Here is a 12782-nt window from a genome sequence, read left to right on the forward strand (position 1 = left end):
ATGGCGACCTCTGGATGGTCCGGGCCGTACACCGCCTCGCCAATCGCCAACGCCCGCTCGAACAGCCGCAACGCCTCCCCCACCCGACCAAGATCACGCAATGCCAACGCCTGATTGTTCAGCCGGATGGCGACCTCTGGATGGTCCGGGCCGTACACCGCCTCGCCAATCGCCAACGCCCGCTCGAACAGCCGCAACGCCTCGCTGACTCGGCCGCGTTCCTGGAGGTAGGTCGCCGTTCGGTCGCACAGCCACGTCAGATCTGCGATGTCGGCGGGTACGTCATCCGCTGGCACCGGCGACATGGCACGAGGGTCCGGCGTCCGATCGACGACGGCGAGAACGTGAAGCAGCAGGTCTCGCCATCGCGGCCAGTTCTGCGGCGACTGGTAGATATCACCTGGCAGATCGGCCTGTAGCAGTCTCAGCAGGGTGGCGAGTGCCGCCTGTTCGCGGATGGCCGGGGTTCGGCGACGGGTTACTGCCTGGATCAGGCGATGTACTGATATCGCGTTCTTCTCGCGGGTGGCGAGTCCGTGGCTGACGAGGGCTCCGACCGCACGCGGCCAGGCAAGGGAGTCGGATGCCGCTGCGGCGAGGGTACTGTCGCCGAGGAGTTCCGCCTGGTTGGTGAACAGGTCGAGCGGTACCGGTTCGGGGCTGCAGAACGCCAACAGTTCCAGGAGTTCCACTGCCGCCGGCTCGATGGTGGCGAGCCGGGCTACCGACAGGTCCCATAGCGTCGCCACTGTCACCCCGGCCCGGTCCATCACTTCGCCCAAGTGCTCGACGACCTCCTCCAGACGTCCGGCGAGCAACTGGATGAACTCCGCCGCGGGGATGTTGGTCTGTTCGCAGTAGGCGGCGGCCTGTTCGACCGCGAGTGCCAGGTCTCCCAACAGCTCGGCGATCTGGTCCGCGGTGGGGTCGTCCAGGCCGTCGACTCGTCCGGACAGCAGCGTCACCGATTCCGAACGAGCCAGGGTGGGCACCTCGACCGTCGCGCCCAGACTGCGAAAGCGGGTGCGCCGGGACGTCACGAGGACGCGGCCTCGCTCGTCCGCCGGGCGGTACGGGGTGACGGTGGCGGGGTCCTCCGCGTTGTCGAACACGAGGAGCCAGCGGTACCCGCGGCGGCGTAGTTCGGCGAGTACCACGGCGGGTTCCACGCCGACCGGTAGGTGCAGCTCCTCGCCGAGTTCGGTGATCTGCGCGGTAACCGCTTCGGGCCGCTCCGCGTCCACCCACCACACGACGTCGAAGTCGCTGCTGTGTCGGTGCACGTACTCGATGGCCAGGGATGTCTTCCCCACCCCGCCCATCCCCGCCAACGCCACCACCGCGACCATCGCGGTCTGCCTACCAGCAGCGCCGCCAGCACCAGCACCAGCACCAGCACCAGCGATGCTGGCGGTGCGGGGAAGCAGGTAGTCGGCCAGATCGGCGAGCTGGTCGGGGCGGCCGACGAAACGGGTCAGGCGGGCGGGGACGTTCCACACCGCCGGGAGGTCACCGGGGAACACCGCGCGTTCCTGGATCGCGCGCTGGTTCGGTGGGAAGGCCGGTGCGGTCGTCGGCTTCGCGCGGGTCCCGAAGGCCGCGGCCCGGGCGGCTCCCAGGGCCGTCTCGCGGGCGGTCTGTTCGGTGCGGCCGAACAGGTCCGCCGACACCACCTGGCCCAACAAACCCGGACGGGGGCAGTCCGTCACCCGGAACACCAGCAGCCGTCGGTCCGCACCCAGCGGATCCGACACCCACGCGGCCTGCCATTCGGCTTTCCCGTAGACCGAACGGGCGTAGTACTCGGACAGCACCGCGATGGTCCGCCGGGCGCGGGAAACACCCTCGTCCATCTTCGCGACCCAGTTCGTTCCTACCTGGAAGTCCCAGGCCTGCACCAGAACGCGGAATCCGGCCTCTTCCAGCACCCAGGCCACCCAGACCGCCCACGGCTGGTCCATCGCCGTGTAGGAGACGAAGAAGTCCCACTCGTAGCCGTCATCCACGGCGCCCCCGACCGTCACGCAGACAGTCTCCACCATCACCGGACGACGCAGCCCACCGGCGGACGAATCCACCGGGAAGGGCCCGGCCGCCCACCCGCGCCGGGCGAACGGCGGCGCCGGTGGCATACCAAAAGGCGACGTCAACTTGCCGGGTGATGCGGAGCGTGAGCATAGTTTTCGCGGAAGGTAATGGAAGTTACTGACCACGGCGGTCGGCTCAATGGCGCGCCGACCGCCTTCCAGCATCACCAGAACGCCAGCATCACCAGCACGTCGAACGGATCGCGAGACTATCCATCAGTTGCACGGCCGGTGAGTCGGAGGCAATGGCATGGCGAGGATTGTGGTTTTTGGCGCCGCGGGGCAGATCGGGCGTCGCATCACCGACGAGGCGATCAGGCGTGGGCATGAGGTCACCGCGGTCGAGGTGGACGCCTCCCGGGTGAAGAAGCTCGCCCGTAAGGCGAACGCCGTCGAGGGAGACGTGACGTCCCGGGACACCGTGCAGCGGCTGGCCCAGGAGGCGGACGCCGTCGTCGTCGCCGTCGGTGGGGTGGACCGGCCGGTGCACGCGAACGCGGCCCGCACCCTCGTCGATGTGCTGCCACGCCTGGGTGAGCAGGCGCCGCTGGTCGTCCACGTGTCGAGCGCGGGCACGCTGGAGGACGAGAACGGGCAGCGCCTCGTCGACAGCTCCGACTTCCCCGCCGCCGAGCGCAAGGACGCGCTCGACCAGGTCGACGCCCTCGACACCTACCGCGGCGCCCGGGGTGTCCGGTGGGCCGCGATCGCCCCGCCGCCGCAGAACTTCGGCAGCGGCCAGCGCCGAGGCGCCTACCGCACCGGTGTCGACCATCCGGTCATTGACGCCCAGGGTCAGATCGGCATCTCCACCGAGGACTTCGCCGTAGCGGTGATCGACGAGATCGAGCACCCGCGCAACCGCAACCGCCGCTTCACCGTGGGCAACTAACCACCCCACCCATCGCCGCTGGTGGTCACCCCTGCCCACCAGCGGCCAGCTCGGGCGGCGCCGGGACGAACCCCATCCCCGCGCCGCCCGCAGCGCGTGACGGGTCAGAGCATCGTGGACAGGATGGCGCCGATGTCGTCGGGGGTGGTGCGGGGGTTGACGATGGCGAAGCGGGCGACGGCTTCGCCGGCCACGCGGGTGGGCGGGACGAAGGCGAAGCCGGCGCGGAGCAGGCCGCTGCTCCACTGCTGGTAGTCGGTGTCCGTCCAACCCCGGCGGCGGAAGACCACGACGGACAGTTCCGGTTCCCGGACGAGTTCGAGTTCGGGGTGCGCGGTGATCTGCGCCGCGGCCGCCCGCGTGGTGGCCAGGGTCACTTCGATCGCGTCGGCGTACGCCCGGGTGCCGTGGGTGGCCAGGGAGAACCAGAACGGCAGGCCGCGGGCCCGTCGCGACAGGCCTATCGCGTAGTCGGACGGGTTCCAGTTGGTATGGGAGTCGAGTACCTCGAGGTAGCCGGCGCGTTGCGGGCCATGCGCGGCGAGCCCCTGGGCCGGGTCGCGGTAGAGCAGGGCGCAGGCGTCGAACGGGGCGAACAGCCACTTGTGCGGGTCGACGATGAACGAGTCGACGTCGGCGATGCCATCGAAGCGCACCCGAGCGGACGGTGCTGCCAGCGCCGCCAGTCCGTACGCGCCGTCGGCGTGCACCCAGAGCCGATGCTCCCGGGCGACGTCGACGATGCCCCGGATGTCATCGACAACCCCGAACTGCGTCGTCCCCGCCGTCGCGACGACCGCGAACACCCCCAGCGCCGCCGCATCACGACCAGCCTCGCCATAGCCATAGCCATAGCCGTCCGGCCGCATCCCCCGCGCGGCGGAGGCGTCCTCGCGGACTGAGGCGTCCTCGCGGGCGAAGCCGGCCAGGGCCGCGGCGAGCAGGGGGCCGGTGAGGCGACCGTCCGCGCCGGTGGGGATGGGGACGATCTCGGCGTCGAGCACGGCGGCGGCCTGGTAGAGCGACGAGTGTGCCTCGTCGCCGCAGATGAACCGCCATCGCGACGGTAGCGGCCTGCCCTCGGCGAGCAGCCGCGCGCGGGCCGCCCCACGCGCCGCGACCAGCGCCGACAGGTTCCCCACCGTGCCACCGGGCACGAACACGCCGCCGGCCGCCGCGGGCAGGCCGGCGAGATCCGCGAGCCAGCGCAGCGCCTCGTTCTCGGCGTGCACCGCGCCGGCGCCTTCCATCCAGCTTCCGCCGTAGATGGACGAGGCGCCGACGAGCAGGTCGAACATGACCGACGATCTGGTCGGGGCGGCCGGGATGAAGGCGAGGTTGCGCGGATGGTCCGCCGAGATGCAGGCCCGGGCCAGCACCTCGTCGAACAGTTCCAGCGCACGCCGGCCACCGAGACCGCCCGGGGTGATCGTCTGCCCGACCCGCGCGGCGAGTTCCACGGGGGTGGCGGGTCCGTCCAGGGGCACCTGGTCGAATCCGAGCCGCAGCCGGGTCGCGTCGAAGACCGCCCGCATCAGATCGGCCGTGTCGGCATCAAATCTGTGCACGGACGGACCGCCCTGCCCTCACCACGTCGACGGACGTCCCGCACTACGCGGGACGAGACCCGCGCCGGGCGCGGAAACCGAAAGAATCCCGCGGGTAGCGGGACGGGACTACGCGTCCTGCTTGCCGCGCTGACGCCGGAAGAGGAACCCGCCACCCACGAGCGTAACCAGCAGAACAATCGCACCGACACGCTTCACAACGAACCTCCACGATGAGGACTCAGGGTCAGCCACAACGGCGTTACCGCAGGACGGCAATACCGCCACGACAACGGTGATGACGGCTGCATCCCGCCGAAGCGGACAACTGCCACCAAGGACGGCGCCCCGCCGTGCTGACTTCGCATCACGGGCGGCGGTGTCGCGTCCGGTCGTCGCTGGAATCCGAGCATGCCACGAACCCCGCCCGGCTGCGCGACTGGACCGCCGAATGACGGTCGCGTCGGCGACACCCGAGCCGGACACGTCCCCCGCACGCGGGCAATTCGCAGGTGAGCGTGTCGTCCGACCGACGTTCACGGTCGCATCGCGATCGCGCGATGGGTCGGCGACGTCTGTCCGGTGTGCTTCCCACCGGGGGTCCCCACCACCCACCCCCAGGGCAACAGCGCCCCGCCCCGCTCGCTCGCGCCCTGCTCTCCTCCCTGCCGCCTCCTCCCGCCCCCGCCTGCTGCGAAGCACAGGGCGCGCCCGCCGGTCCAGACGAGGCCAGGTCGCGATGCCGAGGGCTGTACGGCCACATGCCGAGGACTGTTGGGAAAACGGGGTCATCAGTCGCCGAAGAAGCCTCGGCATCAGGGGATTGCTGGCGGACGTCGGCAGGTAGCTGGAAATCGACCGGGACATCCGTCCAATGTTCACTTTCCTGTCACCAGAGAGGCCACAGGAAACCGTTGGACGTTCATCCACCAGTAACTCTCAGGGGTATCTGCGGTGAACGCGACCGAGGTGAGACGGCACGGACCCGCGCGGGAGCGGAAGACCCGTACAGGGTCGTACGGAAAAAGACGTCCCGTACACATATTCTCGAGAGGCGGGGCAGGGTCCCGACAGCAGGCACCGAGCCGAGCAGCCGGCACCCAGGCACCACGCGCGACTGATCATCTGTGCACAGCGATTCTTGGGGATGTGGAGTGGCGCGAATCTTCGTCAGCCACGCTGGCTCCGATGGGGAGCTGGCCGACGAGGTCCACCAGAGGTTGTCCGAACGTCAGCATCAGGTTTTTCTCGCCCGCAACATCCGGGAGGGTATCCCGCCGGGTGATCTCTGGAAGGAACGGCTGCATCAGGAGCTACGGGCGGCCGATGCGGTTGTCTGTGTGCTCACCGATGCCTATAACGCATCGCCCTGGTGCGCGTACGAAATCGGAATAGCACACGAGGTGGGCAGCCTGCTGGTGCCGCTGCGGGCACAGCCGGAGGCGTCCTCGCCGTTGTTGGACGACCGGCAGTACGCGGTGGCCGTCGACAACCCGCAGTGGGCCGCCGATCTGGATGTGGCGCTGCGGCGGATCGACGCGGCGGGCGGGCGGGGGGTGTGGGAGCGATCGCCGTTTCCGGGGTTGCGACCGTTCACCCGGGACATGGCGCGGGTCTTCTACGGCCGCGACGACGAGCTGCGCCGGCTCGCGCACCGGCTGCGGGCGCTCAGTGACCGTCGGCTGCTGCTGGTCGTCGGCGGGTCGGGGTGCGGGAAGTCGTCCCTGGTCAGCGCGGGGCTGACGGCACGGTTCAGCGAGGAGCCGGGGTGGATGGTGGCCGAGCCGTTCGTGCCGGGGCGTGATCCGACCCGCAAGCTGGCGTTGGCGCTGGCGAACGCCGCCGGTTCGGTGGGAGTGCCGTGGACGGCCACCGAGGTCGACCAGCGGCTGCGGGAGGAGCCGGGAGCGCTCGCGTCGATCACCGAGGAGCTGTTGGCGGCGGGCTCGGGTCCGTCCCGCGACCGGTTGCTAATCGTGGTGGATCAGGGCGAGGAGCTGTTCACCCGGACGCCGGCGCAGGCCCGCTCGCGGTTCGCGACGTTGCTCTCGGAGGGGCTCGGGGGGGCCGTTCGGGTGGTGGTCGCGGTGCGGTCGGAGTTTCAGGACCAGTGGTTCGCCGTGCCGGAACTGCGAGGGGCGAACCTGCACGCGTTCCCGCTGCGTCCGTTGTCGCGCGAGATGTTCAGCGTGGTGATCACGGAGCCCGCGCGGGTGGCGGGGCTGCGGGTGGCTCCGGAGCTGGTCAGCCGGATGGTGGAGGACACCGAGGCCGGCGAGGCGCTGCCGCTGCTCGCGTTCACCCTGGAGGAGCTGGCCCGCGGGCTGTCCCGGGGAGATCTGCTCTCGGCTGCGCGGTATGACCAGCTGGGCGGGGTACGCGGAGCGCTGACCATCCGGGCCGACGCGGTGCTGGAGGAGGCGGTGACGGCGGCCCACCTGCCGCGGGAGGTGATTCTGGCCAGCATGGCCGAACTCGCCACGATCGACGAGGCCGGACGGCGCACCCGGCGCCGCGTCGACTTCGGGGAACTGTCCTCGGACGCGCTGCGGACGGCGTTCGGGGTGTTCGTCGACCAGCGGTTGCTGTCGACCCCGGCGGAAAGCCTCGGCACCACCGCGGTGGGGGTGGTCCATGAGGCGCTGCTGACGGCCTGGCAGCCGTTGGACTCGGCGATCCGGGAACGGGAGGCGGCGCTGTTCACCGAGGGCCAGGTGGAACGGGCCGCCGCCGCCTGGGCTCGTGGCGGACCGTTGTGGGGGGCTGACCGGCTCACCGCGGCCACCACGGTGCTGTGGGGCGCGCACGGCCAGTTCGGCAAGGGTGCCGAACCCGTCGTCAACCTGAACCGGGCCGGCCGCCAGTTCCTCGCCGCCTGTAACCAGCGGGCCGAGAGCGAGGCCCGCCGTGTCCGGTTGCGTCGGCGGCGGGTGGTCAGCCTGCTGTCGATCGCGTTGGTGGTGGCGTTGACGGCCGCCGCGCTCGCCGCCGTGCAGACCGCCTACGCCCGTAACGCCCAGCGTGGCGCCGACCGGGCCCGCATCGCGACCCTGGCGCGGTCGCTGCTCACCGCCGCGGACGACGTCCGCGCCACCGACCGGGTCAAGGCGCTGCGCCTGGCCCTGGCCGCCGCGGCTGTCCATCCCGACCTGGCCAGCCAGGAGAACCTGCTGCAGAGCCTCGCCGCCGACCCGACCGGCGTCATCACCGTCGGCGCCCCGGTGACGGCGCTGGCGTTCGTCCGCACCGATCGGGGCGAGATCCTGCTCGCCGCCGGTGCCGCGGACGCCTCGGTGCGCCTGTGGCTGCTGCGGGCCGACGAACCCGCCGCGGTGGGCAGCCCCCTGATCGGACTACACGGCCCCGTCACCGCCCTGCGGTTCACCACCGACGGACGAAGCCTGACCGCGGACGACTCCCTGGGCACCACCCTCGCCTGGGATCTGACCGACCTCGCCGCACCCCGGCTGACCACAGACGAGCACCCCGGCCCCACCAGCCCTGCTTCCTCGGGCGCCACCATCTCGGGCGCCACCGCGGATGGGCTCCCATCGAGAGCGGCCGCCGCGCGGGATGAGGCGTTCGGTCCGCTGCTCGTGCCGTCCCGCGATCTGAGCATCCAGGTGGACGCCCGGCCCGCACGTGTCGCGGCGCCCCTGCGCCAGGTGACGTCGGCCGACCCTGCCCTGGCGGGCGACCAGCAGAGTGCCGAGGGCGACGAGGGGCCCGGTCCGGTGACGGGGGCGCTCACCGTGCGGCTGTGCTGCGGCGACGGAAAACCGGCGTTGGCCAAAGCCGACACCGATACCGGTGCGGTGCGGGCGGTGGCGTTCTCACCCGATCGCCGGATTCTGGCCAGTGCCGATGCGGGCCGCGGAGTACGGCTGTGGGCGACCGACCCGGATTCACTCGGCCGGCCGCGGGGCGACACCGGCGATCCGAGCAGCTGGCCGAGACTGAAACCCATCGGGCAGCCGCTGGCCGGGCACACCCTTTCCCCACTGTCGCTCGCCTTCTCACCGGAAGGAACGGTGCTGGCCTCCGGTGCCAATGACGGGACGATTCGGCTCTGGGATCTCACCGCGGTCCACGAATTCGTCGCGAAGAAGATCGTGGCCTACGCCTGCCAGCGCGCGGGCAGGGGGCTGGACGCGTCGTCGTGGCAGTACTACCTGCCGGGTGTGCGCTTTCGCGACCTCTGCTCGCCGTGACCGCAGTCAACCGACGGATACCCACCCGAGGAAGGCCCGCTCTGGCGAACACGTAGTAATGCCGCGGCCGGCGTCGTCGCGGCGGCCATGCTGGTCGCGGTGGTGACCGTGGCCATGGTGGTCGTGGTGGCCATGGTGGTCGTGGTGGCGGGTGGTCGGGAGCGCCATTCGGCGCGGGTAATGGCGTACACGTTGCTGGCCCGCCACGGGCCGACGTCGGCGACGCCGCGGAAATTCATGCCGAGACGGTGGGCGATGCTGTTCATGCCGGTGTTGTCGCGATGGGTCGACGTGATCAGCTCGTCGACGGGGAGCCGTTCGAAGCCGAACTCCAGGGACGCGCGAATCGCCTCGGTTCCGAGGCCGCGGCCCCAGTGGTCGCGGCGAATCGACACGGCGACCTCGATGCCGGGCCAGCCCTGCGCGATATAGGAACCGGCGCGACCGAGGAACTCGCCGCTGCCCCGATCCTCGACCGCCCACATGCCGTGGCCGCGCAACGACCACATGCCGATCAGATGCGTGACGAGCCGCTCGGTGGCGTCCACCCCGAAGGGACCGTCAAGATAACGCATAGTTTCCGGGTCGGCGTTCATCGCCGCGTACGGAGCGAGATCCTCGGGCCGCCATCCCCGCAGGATCAGCCGCGAGGTGACGACGGTGGGTATGTCGCAGCGGCTCGGCACCCCGTAGGTCAGCGTCATGAAACGATGGTCCGCCTACCGGAGCCGGCAGGGAAGCACCCCGACGCAGATATACCCGGGAGTGCCGCCGGTTTCTGTCCGAATATTCCAGATCGTGTTACCCCGGACCGCCACATGTCTGACGGGAAGCAAGCTCGCGCGGCGCATGGTGGTGGCATGCGCCGCGCGAGCGGCTGTGCCGGACGGGTGCTGGACGGTCACCCGGAGATCGGCCGGCCCTCGTCCGGGTCAGGAAAACCAGTGGTCGCAGAGGTTGGGGCCCTGGAAAGTCAAGACCTGCCGGAGTGACGGGACCAAGTACCCAGTGGTGACGGAATGTGGATTATCGGTCCGGTCGGTCAGCTGGCCGAGGAGACCTTGCTCAGGGTCGGCCTGAGCTGGTCGAGCTGCCACGGGATGTTCAGGATCGTCGGGTTGTTGACGGCGCCGGCGGTGAAGGCGTCGACCTGCAGAACCCGGCCGGCCTTGACCGCGGGAATGTCGGTGAACAGCTTGTTGGCGTTCATCTCGGTTTTCAGCGCGTCAGTGGCGTAGCCGATGAGCATGAAGTCGGCGTCGAGGGCGTCGAGTTTCTCCATGCTGAGCGACCGGTCCTTCACGTTCGCTGTCACACCCGGGGCGAGCCTGAGCCCAAGATCCGAGTAGAGCTGCACGGAGACGGTCTCCGGGTCGTCGATGACCGCGAGGCCACCCGGCTCGTAGTAGAAGGAATAGCTGAACGTCTTTCCGGCGAGCCCCGGCAGGTCCGCCTTCACCCCGTCGATGATCTTCTGGGTGGCGGCGATGGCCGTCCTGACGTCCGCCTCCCGGCCGACGGCCCTGCCGATCAGGGTGCTGTTCTCCTGCCAGGTGGCGATGCCAGCGTCCTCGGTGTAGCCGACCGTGGGTGCGATCCTGGAAAGCCGATCGTAGTAGTCGGCCAGGTTGTAGAGGTTCGTCGCGAGAATCAGATCGGGGTGCAGGGCCGCGATCTGCTCGAGGTTGAGGTCACCACTGGCCTCGAGGGCGGTGCTCTTCGAGAGGTCCATCTTGCCTTTGAGCCACGGATAGTCGCTGGCCGCGCCGTAGCCGTCCTTCGCGTAGGCGATCGGCGTGATGCCCAGGGTGGCGAGGGTGTCCTCTTCAAGGCTCAGGGCGATGACGCGTTTCGGCGCGGTTTTGATGGTCGTGGTGCCGAACTTGTTCGTCAAGGTGACCGGGAAGGCGCCCTGTGACGTGCCCGCCGAGGCCGTCCCGTCGCCGTCGCTGCCGCCGCTGCCGCAGCCGGCCGCCACGACCAGAGCCGTGATCGCCAGCCACAGTGCGGCGAGGACCTTCAGTTTCTTTCGCACTACCGTCTCGTTTCCTTGTGGAGCGAGCGCGCGGGCCGCGGTCGCCGATCTACGTGGGTGGTGCATGTCCGATCGCCGTCGGATCGCCGTCGGATCGCCGTCAGCTCCGCATCAGGGCGCGGCGGTCGACCTTCCCCCCGGGGGTGAGCGGCAGCGTGTCGAGCACCGTGACGGCGCTCGGCACCATGTACTGGGGCAGCAGCCGCGCACAGTGGGCCAGGACGTCATCCGGTGACACCGTCGCGTCCGGGATGCCGGTGTCGGGCACGACGAAGGCGAGCAGGCGGGGGGCGGCGCCGTCGCGGGAAAGCACGACCGCGGCTCGACGCACCTGGGGATGGGCGGCCAGGGCCGCCTCCACCTCCTCCAGCTCCAGGCGCATCCCGCGGATCTTCACCTGGTTGTCGGCGCGCCCGACGAACTCGAGCCAGCCGGCGCTGTTCCAGCGGGCGAGATCCCCGGTCCGATACATCCGGGTGCTGTCGTCGGTGAACGGGTTCGCGACGAACCGGGCCGCGGTCAGCCCGCCGTTGTGCGCGTATCCCCGGCCGAGCAGGAATCCGGCGACGTAGAGCTCGCCGACCTCCCCGTCCGGCACGGCCGCGAGACCGTCGTCCAGGACGTGCAGCTGGGTGTGCGGGTTGGGCCGTCCGATGGACGCGGCGAGCCGGGCAGCGGAATCGCGGTAGATGACGTGCGAAACACCGATCGTCGTCTCGGCCGGACCATAACCATGGTAGAGCGCGGTACCCAGCTGCTCCCGGAACCGCGTGAACAACGCCGGTGAGAGCACCTCCCCACCGCACCAGACGTGGCGCAGCGAGTCGAGATCGGTGGTGCCCTGCGCCGCCTCGAGAAGAATGTCCAACATGGACGAGACCAGGTAGACAAAAGTAATCTGCTCATCGGCAACAAGGTCGAGCAGATAGCCCGGGTCAAGCTCACCGTCCGGCTCGGCGATGACCACTCGTCCACCACTGACCAACGGCAGAAGAATCTCATTGATCGAGATATCGAAGGACAGCGGCGCCTTGAACAGGGCCGCGTCTTCCGGGCCGAACTCGAAAAGGTCCTCGATCTGCCAGCGCAACCGTTCGGCTATCGCATCGTGGCGGATCATCGCCCCCTTGGGAGCTCCGGTCGACCCGGAGGTGAACATGATGTAGGCGAGCCCCGCACTCGGAATCCGCAGGTCCAGCGGCTCGGCGGCCTGCGCGCCGAACCCCCAGTCCGCCAGGTCCACCACGACACCCGGCACCCCATCCGTGTCCGTGTCCGTGTCCGTCGCCCCGGCGGCGCCCTCGGCGCCGCTCGCCGCGTCGGGGGCGGCCGTGACGAGCAGGCGGGCGTGAGCGTCGGCGAGAACCCGACGGCGGCGCTGCTCGGGCCAGGACGGTTCCACCGGGACGAACGCCCCACCAGCGACCATGGCGGCGAGCACCGCGACGACCATCTCGGCTGAGCGGACGAGTCGGATGCCGACGACATCCTCCGGGCCGAGCCCGCGGGCCCGCAGTCCGCGGGCGAGCTGGAACACCCGCTCCCCCAGCTCGCCGTACGTGAGCCGAAGCTCGTCCCCCGTACCGGACGGCGCGACCAGCGCCGGGGCCTGCGGGCGACGTCGCACCTGGTCGGTGAACATCGCGGCGACGGTCGTGGTGGAGCGAGGAGTGCTGTAGTCGTTCCAGAAGGCCAAGCTCTCCGGCCCGCCGGCAGCACCCACCTGTGCCTCTGCCCCTGCCGGGGAGCCCTCGACCCGCAGCTGCACAGCCACTCCCCTCTGTTCCACGTCTGACCCGTTCTGCCCGGACGTCGATTCGGACCCGACCACCGCCCTGAGCAGCACGTTTCCAACGCAACGCCCTCAGACTGAGGCGATCGGAGGGCAGGCTAGCAAGTAAGGTTTACCTATGCAAGGGAACCTTAACTAATCACCACATGGCTCGAATCGAACACTTTTCGCGACAGAGCTGCGGCGATCGCCGACACCGGTCGCCCAAGCGATTCATG

At 69.9% G+C, this 12782-nt stretch carries 6 protein-coding genes and 1 pseudogene; 2 read left to right on the plus strand and 5 right to left on the minus strand.

The genetic code is table 11. The annotated features are described in order from the left end of the window. On the minus strand, positions 1–2024 hold a 2024-nt coding region (gene fxsT / locus MXD61_RS10245; protein WP_248812601.1), incomplete at its 3' end, for an FxSxx-COOH system tetratricopeptide repeat protein. A 313-nt stretch (positions 2025–2337) separates the two neighbouring features. On the opposite strand from fxsT, the gene MXD61_RS10250 reads away from it, so the two are divergent. Continuing rightward, positions 2338–2979, plus strand: a complete 642-nt coding sequence (locus tag MXD61_RS10250; RefSeq protein ID WP_248812602.1) for an NAD(P)-dependent oxidoreductase — start codon at positions 2338–2340, stop codon at positions 2977–2979. Between the two features lie 104 nt (positions 2980–3083). Here MXD61_RS10250 and MXD61_RS10255 read toward each other — a convergent pair whose 3' ends face one another. Next, positions 3084–4547 (minus strand): aspartate aminotransferase family protein, encoded by a 1464-nt coding sequence (locus MXD61_RS10255; protein ID WP_248812603.1) that lies wholly within the window; start codon positions 4545–4547, stop codon positions 3084–3086. A gap of 1133 nt (positions 4548–5680) precedes the next feature. Here MXD61_RS10255 and MXD61_RS28435 point away from each other — a divergent pair. Then, positions 5681–8737 carry a TIR domain-containing protein gene (locus MXD61_RS28435; protein ID WP_248812604.1) on the plus strand — a complete coding sequence of 1019 codons (3057 nt, stop codon included), beginning with the start codon at positions 5681–5683 and terminating at the stop codon, positions 8735–8737. 155 nt (positions 8738–8892) lie between these two features. Here the strand turns inward: MXD61_RS28435 and MXD61_RS10265 are convergent. The 3 genes and pseudogenes from MXD61_RS10265 to MXD61_RS10275 all read right to left on the minus strand — a co-directional run. Next, positions 8893–9441 (minus strand): annotated as a pseudogene (locus MXD61_RS10265) (GNAT family N-acetyltransferase); the annotation flags it as partial. Between the two features lie 338 nt (positions 9442–9779). After that, entirely contained in the window at positions 9780–10772 is a 993-nt protein-coding gene (locus tag MXD61_RS10270) for an iron-siderophore ABC transporter substrate-binding protein (RefSeq protein WP_248812605.1), read from the minus strand. A gap of 100 nt (positions 10773–10872) precedes the next feature. Further along, positions 10873–12546, minus strand: coding sequence for an amino acid adenylation domain-containing protein (locus tag MXD61_RS10275; protein WP_248812606.1), 1674 nt, complete (start codon positions 12544–12546; stop codon positions 10873–10875). Positions 12547–12782 lie beyond the last annotated feature (236 nt).

This window comes from Frankia sp. AgPm24, from assembly GCF_023243055.1.
Taxonomy (GTDB): domain Bacteria; phylum Actinomycetota; class Actinomycetes; order Frankiales; family Frankiaceae; genus Frankia; species Frankia umida.